The organism is Rhizobium sp. GW821-FHT14E12 (assembly GCF_058803745.1).
The window spans coordinates 895,307-908,502 of record NZ_JBXAPH010000002.1 but is presented as its reverse complement, the minus strand read 5'-3'; the positions used below and the strand labels follow the sequence as shown (position 1 = coordinate 908,502).

The window sequence follows — 13,196 nt, the reverse complement described above, 5'->3', positions numbered from 1 at the left end:
CATGCCACATTCTAGAGCCAATGCATGTGCAGCTACGGTCTAGATCAGCAAGGAGTCCTGTATGAAGCCGTTCCACTGGGAATCCACCCATGGCAATTTCGGTGACGATCTTAATCTCTGGCTCTGGGATTTTCTCCTCCCCGGCCTGCGTGACGTTCATGACGAAACACTGCTTGTCGGTGTCGGCACCGTCTTGAACACATCGCTATTGCCGCCCGATGGTCAGAAGCTCGTGATCGGCAGTGGCTTCGGCTATGGCACGCTTCCTGACATGAGCGACAGGAGCAAATGGGATATCCGGTGTGTCCGCGGCCCCCTGACGGCTGAAAAAGTTGGCGTTCCCGCGGATATGGGCATCATCGACCCGGCCGTCATGGTCACCGAGATGCCGGAATTCAAAAATCTGCCGAAGACCAAGCGCCACACCTTCGTACCGCATTGGGAGTCGGCGGGCGCCGGGCTCTGGCAGGATATCTGCAAGACCGTCGGTCTTTCCTATCTCGATCCGCGCGGCGAGGCGAAGGCCGTGATCCGCGAGATCGCTACCTCCGAGCTCATCGTCGCCGAATCCATGCATGGCGCGATCCTCGCCGATGCCTTCCGCGTGCCGTGGATCGCCGTCAGCACGTCGCGGGCGATTAACAGCTTCAAATGGAACGATTGGGCACGCTCTCTCGGGGTTACCTACGCGCCGAAACATATTCCCGTTTCGACCCGCGCCGAAGCAATCGCCAAGGGCGCCCGTTTCTGGGGCGTCGGTTTCGAACGCGACGAGCAGGCAGCCAGTGAACTGGAGAAGCAGCGGCATGGCGAGACCGTGCTAGCCGATCCGCAGCAGACCACGTTGCGCGTGATGGCGAAGCAGGCGCTTGCCGTACCTTCGGCGCTGGCGCTTTGGCAGGCCAGCAAGGCAAAGCCGCAGCTCAGCACCGACGCGGCCCTTGCCGGTCGCAAGGAGCGCTTCATGTCGGTGATTGAAGGTGTACGGCGCGACTACCTCTGACGCGCCTGTAAATTATTCGGGAACGGCCTGCAGGAGATAACGCAGGCCGTTTGCGCCCGAATGGGCGATTGGCGCGCTGCCGCCCTTGCGGAAGCGCTCGGTCTTATCGGCGAAAATACCGCCGGCTATGGCTGGAATCGCACCTGGCTTGCCCAGGGCGTAGGAAGCCGCTGCCCCCATGCCCGATTTCGATTTGATATCGAGAAAATGCCGCAGCTCGTATCGTCCGCGAATATGCTGCTCGTGGCGGCGGATGACGGCTGCATCGATCGGTGAGAGTCCGCCGGCCGCAAGGATCGCCCGATCCGCCTCATAGAGCCGTCGCAAGTCGTCGGTGCGATGCTGACCGCTCAGGGAATTGCTGCGCACCACGGCACCATAGCCGCAGCTATGGATGATCTTGTAGCGCGCGGCCTTGGCAAGCGCCCGCACATAGAGATCGTAATCCTCGCCGAGACGCAGCGCCTCGTCGTAGCGCAGCCCATGCTTATCCAGAAACGCACGGCGCATCAGCGGCTTCAGGAAACCGATCTCGCCGCGCCGGACACCCCGCTTTGAAATATTGCCTTCGACAAACGCGACCAGATCCAGGAAGCGCGGCTTCGGATCGAAATGATCGAGCATGGTATAGGCAGTCGGAACGGTGTCGGCATCGACGAAGGCGATGTTGTCGGCGACGAAATCCCAATCATTGTTGGCAAGCAGCGGCTTAAATCGCCCTGGGAAAAAGAAATCATCGGCGTCGAGGATGCTGATCAGCGGTGCGCGCGAAATCTCGATCGCGTGATTGCGGGCTGCCGCCGGTCCGCGATTTTTCACGAATTCCTGGATGATCAGGCGGCCGCTGCCATCATCGGCCTGACGCGCGGCGGCAGCCGTGCCGTCGGTCGAACCATCGTCGATGACGACGACCTCGGCCACTTCCGGCTCGCGCAACGCCGAAGCCACGGCGAGACCGATGGTATCGCTGGCATTCTTCGCGGCAATGATTACGCAGACATTGTTTTCGGCACTGTCGATCAAGTCAGCCTCCATGGTTCTGTTGGAGACTTAGGACGACAACAGCCATCCGGCAACCACATGGTCACCAAAAGATGCGCCAAATGGCGGCGTCAGGGGTTGAAGGGTTCGGAACGATTGAGGTTGGCAGCGGGCAGGCCGCTAACCTTGTCACCTTCACGTAGCGGCATTACAGCCGAGCCTTCATTCAACAACGCATTCCTCGCATTGCGTTCTTTCCACACCAGGAAAACAACGCCCGCGAAGTAACCGATCTGTAACAGGACTGCGCAAATCGCAGTTTCGATCAAGGTGATCGAAAGTGAATGCGTCAGGAAATAAGTCGCAATGGCGAATACGGCCAGAGTGCCCGCCATGCTGATGAAGACGCGAGGTGCATACATGGACATTACCTCCTCCCCAGGAATATCTGCATAAAAGTAATCAAGGTCTTGCCTCCCTCAGTAGACCCAGGACTTAAATATATTTTATGATTCATTTAGATTCAACCAAGCGACGACAATGCGTTACGAATTGATACGGATCCTATGTCGCGCCCGTTAAAACTACTCCTCCACAATCAGTACAATTGCATTCATTATCTTTTTTCTCCTCTCGGCACTCCCTCAAAAGTTGTTCGCAAAAAATTCACATACAATTTTCGTACTGCTAATCGATTAGTGCGATCGATTTAGATTTTAAACAATTCAATCAACTTTTATTACAAAGTCCGGTCATCGTTTCGATTGTCATGTGCGTCGCAATATCTTGCTGCATTGCAATATTTTCAATCGGAATCCAGGATTTTTCAGGAACGTTCAAGAGTGACTGAAGCTTCTTTCGAAGAAGCAAGAGGTATGAATCCTAATATTATGAATTTAACATTATAACATACTATATCTTTAAACGTTATATACGAATTCTTCTGGTGTTTATACAGTACGTAGACTGAAAACTTGTGGCCTTTTGGATGGCTGAACCTGGGCCTCCGACCACGTTGGCGGTAGAACCGTACCGTGAATCGGCATTGCCATAAAAAATTGGCTTAAAAAATCCCAATCCCATCCTACACTCCTCGCTGCACTGCACTAACTACGCGTCCGAGACATTTCCGACCAATTCGCCAACATGAATGGAGTCATCTCTATGAAGTCTGCGACGAGATCGGCCACATCGGCTTTTTTCAGCGCTACGGAAAGCGACGTCTTTCCGCCAACGGGTGGAATCCTCAAGAGGGGATTCGACGTTACAGCCGCCCTGATGGGGCTGATCCTCATCAGCCCCCTCTTCCTGATGCTCATGCTCCTGGTGAAGCTTTCGGATCGGGGTCCGATCTTTTATGGCCATCGCCGCATCGGCCATAACGGCAAGACCTTCGGTTGCCTGAAGTTCCGCACCATGGTCGTCGACGGCGACAGGGTGCTGCAGGCCTATCTGCAGACCAATCCCCGGGCTATGGACGAATGGCGCGCAACGCGCAAACTGCAAAACGACCCCCGCGTCACCCTCGTCGGCGCGGTGCTTCGTAAACTGAGCCTCGACGAATTGCCGCAGCTCATCAATATTATCCGCGGTGAAATGAGTGTCGTTGGTCCCCGTCCTGTCGTCGAGGACGAGCTCGAGCGCTATGAAACATCCGCGATCTACTACCTCCAGTCTCGCCCCGGCCTGACGGGTCTGTGGCAGGTCAGCGGCCGCAACGACGTCTCCTACGAAAGCCGCGTCGCCTTCGATACGCATTATGTCAAAAACTGGTCGCTCAGCAGCGACATGATGATTATCGCCAAAACCATTCCTGCGGTTTGCCTTTCGCGCGGCAGCTACTGACGACGAAGCAGATACCGCGGGGAAGGTTCCTGCGGTTTCCCCGCACATGTGGGGCTGCGATCTAATAACAGGGAAGATCCTGCATGATTGAAATTAAGCCTTCTGGTAGGCTCGTTGGCGCAACCACACCTTTTCGTTGCGCCGTTCTCGTCCTCTTCAGCCTGTGCGTTGTATCAGGCAATGCCCGTGCCGATAGCCTTCCCGGATATCACCTGGGCGTCATGGACAAACTGAGCATTCGCGTTGCCGAATGGCAGACGGCAGAAGGCACAATCCGCGACTGGTCGGTGGTGTCGGGTGATTATACGGTCGGTCCTTCCGGCGCGGTTTCCATTCCTTTCATCGGGGACATGCCGGCCGCCGGCAAGACGACGGATGAGATAGCCGAAGCGATCGGCCTCGGATTGCAGAAGCAGTTCGGTCTGCGCGACCGGCCCTCGGCTTCCGTGGAGCTTTCGCAGTTTCGTCCGATCTATCTCTCCGGCGAGGTCCAGAACCCTGGTTCATATCCTTTTGTGCCCAACCTGACCGTTCTGAAGGCGGTGAGCCTGGGCGGCGGTATGCACCGCGCCGAGGCCGGCCAGCGCTTCGCGCGCGATTTCATCAATGCCAAGGGCGATGCGGTCGTCCTCATGGCCGAACGCGGCCGGTTGCTGATGCGCCAGGCGCGTCTTTTGGCTGAAGTCGCCGGCAAGGAGCAGATCGATATTTCGCCGGACCTGCAAAAGCTGCCGCAATCGGCCGACCTGCTTGCCAGCGAAGAGGCCCTGATGAAGACGCGTAGCGTGCGTATGAAAACGCAGCTGCAGGCGTTGGCGGATCTCAAGGTGCTGCTGCAAAGCGAAGTCGAGGCGCTGGCGAAGAAGACCGATACGCTCAGCCGCCAACTCGATCTTGCCAAGGCCGACCGCGACAAGGTCGAGAGCCTGGCGGAACGAGGACTGGAACTTGCCTCGCGCAGGATCTCGGCCGAACAGCGCGCGTCCGACGTGGAGACCAACCTGCTGGATACCGACACGGCATCGCTGAACGCCAAGCAGAGCATCAGCAAGGCCACTCAGGACGAGAATACGGTGCGCAACGATTGGCAGAATTCGCTCGCGCAGGATCTGCAGGACACCGACACCCAGTTGGAAACCCTGCAACTCAAGCTCTCCACCAGCCAGGCGCTGATGCAGGAGGCGGTCGCGCAATCGGCTGATGCCAGCAATATCGATGCCGGCGGGCAGGGCGTGAACGTCGTCTATACCATCATACGGGATGAGAATGGTCAGGCGAAGGAAATCCCGGCCCAGGAGAATACCCTGGTCCTGCCCGGTGATCTCATCAAGGTGAGTGCCGGTCTAGCCATGCGATAAGGAGAGTCGATGCGGATCCGCAAATCGACCTTTATTCATCCGGGCAGCAACGCCACCTATGGCATGGTGGCGATTGCGCTTTCTTTCTTTGCCTTCGCCTATTCCTCCCGCTTCGGGCAGGCTGCCATTCTCGTCTATTACGCACTGTGGTTTCCACTGGTGCTGATGGATTATCGCCGCGTGCTCGGCAGCTACTCAAAACAGCTCTGGATCTTTGCATTCGGCGTTTTCACCTGCCTCTCCATCTTCTGGTCGGTGGTGCCTCCGGTCACCGCCCGCGCCGCAATCCAGTATATGACGCATATCATCTGCGCGCTGATCGCTGTGCGTACGCTCGATATCCGCACATTGACGCGCGGCGCCATTGCCGGTGCCAGTATCGTGCTGCTCTATTCGCTGCTGTTCGGCTATTATGCCCTCGATGCGATCGACGGTACCTATAGCTTCGTCGGTGCCTTCGATTCGAAGAACCAGCTCGGCTTCTATGCCTCGCTCGGGATCTATTTCGCTTTCGCCGCCGTCTTCATCCTTGGTGAGCGCCGCATCTGGCTGCTTGGAGCAGGCGTTGTCGGCCTCATGGCAGCCTACTGTCTGCTTGCCTCGCAATCGGCAACCTCGGTGCTGGTCACCGGGCTGGTCGTGATGCTCAGCATCGGCATGCGCGTCATCCTGTTTCTGTCGCCGCGACAGCGCAAAAAACTCTTTGCGACCGCAGCCATATCCGGCGTCATTCTCGTCGTGGCCGGCGTCTATCTCGGTGCCGTCGATCTCGTGCTCGGCGCTTTCGGCAAGGACTCGACGCTGACCGGTCGCACCTATCTCTGGCAACAGGGAATAGCCGCTGCCACGCTGCATCCCTTCTTCGGGATCGGCTATCAGGCCTATTGGGTACAAGGCTTCTCCGAGCCGGAACGCCTGTGGGAAGAGTTCTACATCACCTCCCGCGCCGGCTTCCATTTCCACAATACCTTCATCGAAACGACGGTCGAAACCGGCTTGATCGGCGTCTTTCTGCTGGTGTCGATATTGCTGACGGCGGTTATCGGCCACCTCAAGCGGTTTCTCAACGATCTCAGAAACGATGAATCCTATGTTCTGTTCGGTGTGGCGACGCTGCTTTTGATCCGCGCCTTCGTCGAGATCGACATTCTCAACCCCTACCAGGTCGGCTCATTCCTGCTGTACTTTATAGCAGGAAAGCTGACGATGAAGGCGCAAGTGCCGCGCATGGCTCCGCTCGTCTCCGATGATCGAATGGAACTTGGGCCGCCTGCAAACTGGGAAGCTCAGGTCAGCAGATGAAAACTCTTTATAGCATCCAATATCTTCGCGCCGTCGCCGCGATCGCGGTTGTCCTTTTCCATGCGGCAGAGCGCAGCGGCGGTCATTTTCAGATCGGCGCGGCCGGTGTCGATGTCTTCTTCGTCATCAGCGGCTTCATCATGTGGACGATCAGCGAGCGGCGGCCCGTGACGCCCTGGCGGTTCCTGCTCGATCGCGTTCAGCGCATCGCCCCATCCTACTGGATCGTTACCGCCATCATGATCGCGGGGGCAGTCGCCGGTCTGTTTCCGAACATGAGGCTGACGACCGGCCATATTCTTGGCTCGATGATTTTCATCCCGGAGCGCTCGCCGAGCAACGGCATGATCTGGCCGGTGCTGGTGCAGGGATGGACGCTGAACTACGAGATGTTCTTCTACGCTATATTCGGCGCAGCATTGCTCCTGTCGCGTCGTATACGGCTCTTCAGCATAGCCAGTGTCTTCGCGGCCTTCGTCATCGCCGGCGTCATCTTCAGCCCACAATCGCCATTGCTCCTCACCTACACGCGGCCAATCATTCTGGAGTTCGTCGTAGGCATCCTCCTTGCCGAGCTATGGCTATCCGGGACAATACCGAAGGCCGGCCTGGGACTTGCCCTGATCGTCGTCGCTCTTTCGGGCTTTGCCGCTATCCAGCTCCTGCATCTCGAATTCAACGAATTGAGCTGCGGGCCGCTCGCCATGGCATTGGTGCTTGGTACGGTATCGCTGGAGCGAAACGGAAAGCTGCCGGATATTCCGCTACTGACCTATCTCGGCAACGCCTCCTATTCGATCTATCTCTGGCACACGCTGGCGGTCTCGGTGGTGATGAAATTGATGGCGCGCACGGAGCTACCCTCCGATGTCTCAACATTCATCTGTCTCGTCTCAGGCGTGCTGCTGGGCATCTGCGCTTATGAATTGGTCGAGAAGCCGCTGCGCAATCTTTTGAAGAACCTGAGCTGGCAAAGATCGCGCCCTTCGCCGGCATGACGGGGGTAGGGCAAGTCTGCTGTTGAACCGGCGCCAGCTGTCATTCGCCGGGCGAGCGGGGTGTCATGCCCTTAACTTGCCGGCTGACGGCGCTTTTGGCCGGGCTTCGGAGCGCTAAAATTCGCGCCAAGAACGATCTCCTGATGATTTGATCGGATTGCCGGCGTCGCAGAGCGCATTTTGCTGTGCGTGGCGTGGCCATCGGCCGTTCGATATGGCTAATTCCTGACGGCGATTGCTGTTAAAATCAGCCAAAACCCAATAAAATCTGTGGGTTGAAGTTGATTTAGCGTAAACTAATTAACGGGAGCTTCCATGACCGGAAGCAGCGTGATCCAACATCCTTTCAACTCGATATGGAGGAAACATATGCCCCGTTATTTTGCCTTTACACAACCCTCGTCACCAGGTCAGGAATTCATCATCGAGTTGACGGATGAAAAGACGATCGACCATGCCTTGAAGATTCTTTCCGGCGAGGAAAAGAACGAAATTCATGTCCATGGCAGGATCGTCAAGAGAACTCAGCCCTACAATCCGAGGTTCAGCTTCTATCTGGACCCACAGACCATAAGATTCTTCTCTATGGCTATCGAAGTCTGCGACGCGAATATGGTCTATGTCGAGGATCATCTCGATGAAGCCGGCGGCGCCTTCCTTCCCGGAAATCATTGGTGCCCCTGGGATTCCAGACTGACCCGCGAAGTGACCAGTAACTAACAAAATTGAATGGGCGGCAATTGAGGCGAGATGATCTCGCCCGGATTGCCGCCCGCTTCAGTAATAGCCAGTGCCGAATATCGTCAGAGACGCCGGCGCCGCAACTGATCGAAATAGACGATCACGATGATCAGCACGCCGGTGATAATGCGCTGCCAGAAGGAATTCAGGTTCAACAGGTTCGCGCCGTTGTTGATGGTCGCCAGGATGAAGGCGCCGATCAGCGGGCCATAGACGGAACCGATCGCGCCAAACAGACTGGTGCCGCCGATAACCGACGATGCGATCGCCTGCAGCTCCCAGCCATCGCCCTGGGTCGCATTGCCGATGGCGATGCGCGAGGCGAGCAGAACGCCGACCAAGGCGGCGCAGGTTCCAGACAGTATATAAGCAAGATAGATCATCCCGTTGACGTTGACGCCGGACAGGCGAGCCGCCTCGCGGTTCGAGCCGACGGCGAAAAGATAACGGCCCCAACGGCTCAAATGCAGGAACACGAAGGCGGGGATCGCCACTACGATCACCATCCAGAACAGGCTCGGAATACCGAGAAAATCGGCGACCGAGAAATTCGTGAAAGCGTCATTGACGATGTTGATGCTCGAACCGTTGGTAATCAGCAGGCCGATGCCGCGCAGGGAGGTCAGCGTTGCCAGCGTGATGATGAAGGGCGGCAGGCCCATGCGCACGATGCCGAAGCCATGGAATGCCCCGATCAGAACGCCGAACAACAGGGTAATGAGGATAGCAGCCCAGATCGGAACTCCGGCCTGGAGCAGCCAGGCGACGACGACGGTGCAGAAGCCGACGATTGCGCCAACGGAAAGATCGATGCCCCCGGTGATGATGACGAAGGTTTGCCCAAGCGCAAGGATGGCCGTCATCGACCCCTGGCGCGCCAGATTGGTGATGTTGAGCTGCGTCCAGAACACGTCTGTCGAGAAGCCGAGCACGACCCATAGCGCAATCAAGAGCAGGATCAGCGTCAGGCTGAAGAGGATGCTCATCTTACGCCGCGGTGCAACGGCGGGGCCTTCTGTCGTGTTCGCGACCATTCTTGTTCTCCTCTTTCGATTTTTTATCGTTCAGACGCCGATGGCCTCGCCGAGGACTTCCTCATGCGTGGCGGCGTGAAAATCATGGCTGGCGACCAGCTGGCCATGGCGAAATACATGTAGACGATCGGCAAGCTCGTAAACCTCGGGCAGGTAGGAGGATATGACGATGATGCCCGCGCCGTCGCGAAGTAGCTTGGCGAACAGCCTATAGATTTCCGCCTTGGTGCCGACATCGACACCCACCGTCGGTTCGTCGAAGATGAAAAGCTTGGCGCCATGGCTCAGCCATTTGCCGATGACCACCTTCTGTTGGTTGCCGCCGGACATCGCCGAAACGAGAACCCGTCGGCTGGGCGTCTTTATGCTGAGATCGCGAATCTGCTTATCGGCGTTAGCAGCCTCGCTCTTGTTGTTGATGATCGGACCGCGGCTCAGCCGCTTAAACACAGGCAAATTGATGTTGAGACCGATCGGCAGGTTGAGGCAGAGCCCCTGATCGCGGCGGCTTTCCGGCGCGAGCGCGATGCCGAGCTCCATCGCGTCACGTTCGTTGCGGATTTGGACCTTACGCCCCTCCCAGTATATTTCACCCGCCGAGACCGGCTGACGGCCATAGAGACCGAGCGCGAATTCGCTGCGGCCGGCGCCGATCAGCCCATAAAGCCCGACGATCTCGCCGGCCCGTACAGTCAGGGAAACATCCTCGAAACCAGGACCGGAAAGGCCGCGCGTCTCAAGGATGGGCTCACCGATCGGGATCTCTTCCTTGTGGTAAATCTGTTCGATTGAGCGATTGATCATCAGCTTGATCAGTTCGTCGTCGTTGGTCTCGGCAATCAGGCGGGTGCCGACATGGGTACCGTCGCGCAGCACGGACACGCGGTCGGCCAGCTCGAAGACTTCCTCCATGCGATGGCTGATATAGACGATCGTCACGCCTTCGCTCTGCAACCGGCGGATCAGCTTGAACAGCTGTGCCGATTCCTTGCGCGTCAAATAGGCGGTCGGTTCGTCGAAGATCAGGAATTGCGTGCCGCGCATGGCGGCTCTTGCTGTTGCGACCAACTGCTGTTGACCAATGGTGAGAGAGCTCAGGAGGTCGGCGGCCGGCAGTCCGAAGCCGAGGTCGTCAAGCACCGTCTGGGCCATAGCGACCATCTGCTTCTTGCGCATCAGGCCGAAGCGATTGACTTCGTCACCGAGAAAGAGATTGGCGGCGACCGTCAGATGCGGGCAAAGGACGACCTCCTGGTGCACGGCGTTGATGCCGCGCGCGATCGCTTCATTGGGATTGGCAAGGGCGACCGGATGGCCGCACCAGAATATCTCGCCGTCCGTCCTGGTGATGACGCCTGTCAAAAGCTTGATGAGCGTCGATTTGCCGGCTCCGTTTTCACCGACAATGGCGTGGATTTCGCCGGCCAGGAACGTGATCGTCGCAGGTTTCAGCGCCTCGACATAGCCATAACGCTTCTGCAATCCCTTGAGTTCGAGGATAGGCGAGCCGGCCGGAATGCGACTTGCTTCCGTCTTGATCGTGTCATCGTGCCGATGGCTGATTTCTTCAAGGCTCGTCATGGGTCTCCTCCCTCTGGCATCACGCTCTACTTTTTGGATTCTAGAGCGAAAAGGCCGCGCCCGACAGATCGGGCACGGCCTCTAGGCTTTACTTGACCTTCGGATTGATCAAGGCCTCAATCTTCGGCTCGCTCATGTTGGCCTTGGTCACGAGGTTGGCGCCGGTGTCGACGTTGGCTTCAACCTTTTCACCCTTGGAGACGGCGAGAGCGGTCTTGATGCCGTCGTAACCCATGCGGTACGGGTCCTGAACGACGAGGCCGGCAATGGCGCCGCTCTTGAGGAAGCCGAGAGTCTTGTCGTCGCTGTCGAAGCCGATGACCTTGACCTTGTCACTGAGCTTGTTTTCAGCAATGGCCTGGCCGACACCCTGCGCCATGATCAGATTGGAGGCAAAGACGCCAACGATCTTTGGGTTTGCCGTGATCAGGTCAGTCATGATGTTGAGGCCGGTCGTTGCCTGACCGTCAGCATACTTGTCGGCGACGACCTTCAGGCCCGGATACTTGGTCTTGACCTGATCCAGGAAGCCCGTGCGGCGCTGTTCGAGAGAACCGGCGCCGGGCGTGTTGGTGATGATGACGACATCACCTTCTTCCTTGCCGGTCATTGCCTTGATCGCGGCGGCAAGCCCATCAGCGGCGATGCGGCCGCCCTGCGTGTTGTCGGTCGTCAGAAATGACTTGAAAGCCTTGGAGTCTGCGCCGGAGTCGATGCCGATAATCGGAACGGACTTCGCTGCTTCGTCCACCGGCTTGCCAAGCGCCTTGAACTCGGTCGGCGAGATGACGATTGCGGCCGGCTTGCCGGCGACAGCGTTTTCAAGAATGCTGATCTGACCGTTGACGTCGGTTTCAGCCTGCGCACCCAGCTCCGGCACCTTGACGCCAAGATCCTTGCCGGCTTTGCGGGCGCCGGCGAGAACGATCTGCCAGTAGAAGGATGTCGTGTCCTTGACGATGATCGGGATCGTCACTTCGGCCGCGAAGGATTGCGCCGGCATGGCGACGGCAATCATGGCCGCGCCGGCAAGACCGGCAAAGGTGCGGCGGGACAGAAGGGATTTGGCGATGGTCATTGGTTTCTCCTCTCAACGCGCTCTTCTCCTGCACACCGGCCGTTGAACGCTTGCGGCTCGGTACCGTGAACACCAGATGGTTCACGCATCGCGGAGCGGCACACAACCGACCCCGCCAAAACAGGCTTTCCTCCTCTTTCAAGCCGCCTTTCCCGACGACTCGATAGCTCCTTATTTCTTCATTAGACCCGAACGGCGCCGTCTCCCAACGGTGGCGCGACCAGGGTCAATCCGTCGAACTCCGCATAGAGGCTTGCCGGAAGCTCAGGCTCCACGAGCTGCATGTTGCGGGTGAGACTAGATGCTTTTGCCGTGCCGATCAGCACCGAAGCCACGGACGGGTGGCGTAGCGGAAACTGGATGGCCGGTGCTGCAAGCGGCAGGCCGTGACGGCGGGCGATCTCTTCCATCGCCCCTACCTTCGCCAGGACATCCGGTGTAGCCGGAAGATAGTCGAAGTGTGCGTCGGGTACGGGGCCGGTCGCGAGAATACCGGAGTTGAAGACACCGCCGACAACAAGCGACGTGCCCTTCTTTTCGCAAAGCGGCAGCAACTCCGCGACCGCCGAACGGTCAAGCAGCGTATAGCGGCCGGCCAGAAGGATGCAGTCGATATCGGCCGCATGCATGACGTCGAGGCAGACCGGGACTTCGTTGACGCCGAGACCATAGGCCTTGATCGTGCCCGATGATTTCAGCTCCTCCAGCGCCTTGATGCCGGAGCCGAGAAGCTGGCCGAGATAGCGCTCGTTCAGCGCCTTGCCGTGGGTGTAGCCGCCGATATCATGGACGTAGAGCATGTCGATGCGGTTGAGGCCGAGGCGGGCATAGCTGAACTCCACCGAGCGCATGATGCCGTCATAGGAATAATCATAATCCGCATCGAAGGGCAGGGGATCGACATAGCCGTAATTGGGCACCTTGTCGGTCGGAACGGGTCGCATCAATCGCCCGACCTTCGTCGACAGCACATAACTGTCTTCCGGCTGACCGCGCAGGAAATCGCCGACATATCGTTCGGCGAGACCGAAACCATACCATGGGGCGACGTCGAAATAGCGGATGTCGCTATCCCATGCCGTCTGCAGCGTTTCCATGGCCTGATCGCGAGGGCAGGCGCGGTAAAGACCGCCGAGCGCCGCGGCACCGAAACTGATTTCGGTGACCTCCAGGTCCGTCCTGCCGATTCTTCTCTTCTTCATCACCTCTCCCTTGTGATGATTAATCGCTTGGTTTCCGCCCGCCTGGCTTGTCAGAGGGCCGGCACAACGGCGT

Annotated in this window: 12 protein-coding genes; 6 read left to right on the top strand and 6 right to left on the bottom strand. The window is 58.0% G+C overall.

Annotated elements, in window-relative coordinates; genetic code table 11:
- Positions 1–61: 61 nt before the first annotated feature.
- Positions 62–1,003, top strand: coding sequence for a polysaccharide pyruvyl transferase family protein (locus AC1RO0_RS12285; protein WP_498593151.1), 942 nt, complete (start codon positions 62–64; stop codon positions 1,001–1,003).
- Positions 1,004–1,015: 12 nt separating this feature from the next.
- Here AC1RO0_RS12285 and AC1RO0_RS12280 read toward each other — a convergent pair whose 3' ends face one another.
- The gene (locus tag AC1RO0_RS12280; protein ID WP_498593150.1) at positions 1,016–2,026 is read right to left on the bottom strand and encodes a glycosyltransferase family 2 protein; all 1,011 of its coding nucleotides are present in this window, start codon (positions 2,024–2,026) and stop codon (positions 1,016–1,018) included.
- A gap of 89 nt (positions 2,027–2,115) precedes the next feature.
- The gene (locus tag AC1RO0_RS12275; RefSeq protein ID WP_498593375.1) at positions 2,116–2,406 is read right to left on the bottom strand and encodes an exopolysaccharide production repressor protein; all 291 of its coding nucleotides are present in this window, start codon (positions 2,404–2,406) and stop codon (positions 2,116–2,118) included.
- Positions 2,407–3,148: 742 nt separating this feature from the next.
- On the opposite strand from AC1RO0_RS12275, the gene AC1RO0_RS12270 reads away from it, so the two are divergent.
- From AC1RO0_RS12270 to AC1RO0_RS12250, 5 genes are all read left to right on the top strand, one after another.
- Complete coding sequence (locus tag AC1RO0_RS12270; RefSeq protein ID WP_498593149.1) at positions 3,149–3,829, top strand: sugar transferase; 681 nt, start codon at positions 3,149–3,151, stop codon at positions 3,827–3,829.
- 83 nt (positions 3,830–3,912) lie between these two features.
- Positions 3,913–5,187 carry a polysaccharide biosynthesis/export family protein gene (locus AC1RO0_RS12265; protein ID WP_498593148.1) on the top strand — a complete coding sequence of 425 codons (1,275 nt, stop codon included), beginning with the start codon at positions 3,913–3,915 and terminating at the stop codon, positions 5,185–5,187.
- A gap of 9 nt (positions 5,188–5,196) precedes the next feature.
- Complete coding sequence (locus AC1RO0_RS12260; protein ID WP_498593147.1) at positions 5,197–6,489, top strand: O-antigen ligase family protein; 1,293 nt, start codon at positions 5,197–5,199, stop codon at positions 6,487–6,489.
- Positions 6,486–7,487 carry an acyltransferase family protein gene (locus AC1RO0_RS12255; RefSeq protein ID WP_498593146.1) on the top strand — a complete coding sequence of 334 codons (1,002 nt, stop codon included), beginning with the start codon at positions 6,486–6,488 and terminating at the stop codon, positions 7,485–7,487. Before AC1RO0_RS12260 ends, AC1RO0_RS12255 begins: the two co-directional genes overlap by 4 nt.
- Positions 7,488–7,856: 369 nt before the next feature.
- Positions 7,857–8,207, top strand: a complete 351-nt coding sequence (locus tag AC1RO0_RS12250; protein ID WP_498593145.1) for a BP74-related protein — start codon at positions 7,857–7,859, stop codon at positions 8,205–8,207.
- An 83-nt stretch (positions 8,208–8,290) separates the two neighbouring features.
- Here AC1RO0_RS12250 and AC1RO0_RS12245 read toward each other — a convergent pair whose 3' ends face one another.
- The 4 genes from AC1RO0_RS12245 to AC1RO0_RS12230 all read right to left on the bottom strand — a co-directional run bounded on the left by AC1RO0_RS12245 (position 8,291) and on the right by AC1RO0_RS12230 (position 13,123).
- On the bottom strand, positions 8,291–9,262 hold the full coding sequence (locus AC1RO0_RS12245) for an ABC transporter permease (RefSeq protein ID WP_498593144.1): 972 nt from the start codon (positions 9,260–9,262) through the stop codon (positions 8,291–8,293).
- Between the two features lie 30 nt (positions 9,263–9,292).
- Entirely contained in the window at positions 9,293–10,843 is a 1,551-nt protein-coding gene (locus AC1RO0_RS12240; RefSeq protein ID WP_498593143.1) for a sugar ABC transporter ATP-binding protein, read from the bottom strand.
- Positions 10,844–10,931: 88 nt separating this feature from the next.
- Positions 10,932–11,921, bottom strand: a complete 990-nt coding sequence (locus AC1RO0_RS12235; RefSeq protein ID WP_498593142.1) for an ABC transporter substrate-binding protein — start codon at positions 11,919–11,921, stop codon at positions 10,932–10,934.
- Positions 11,922–12,103: 182 nt separating this feature from the next.
- Positions 12,104–13,123, bottom strand: a complete 1,020-nt coding sequence (locus AC1RO0_RS12230; protein ID WP_498593141.1) for an aldo/keto reductase — start codon at positions 13,121–13,123, stop codon at positions 12,104–12,106.
- Positions 13,124–13,196: the final 73 nt, after the last annotated feature.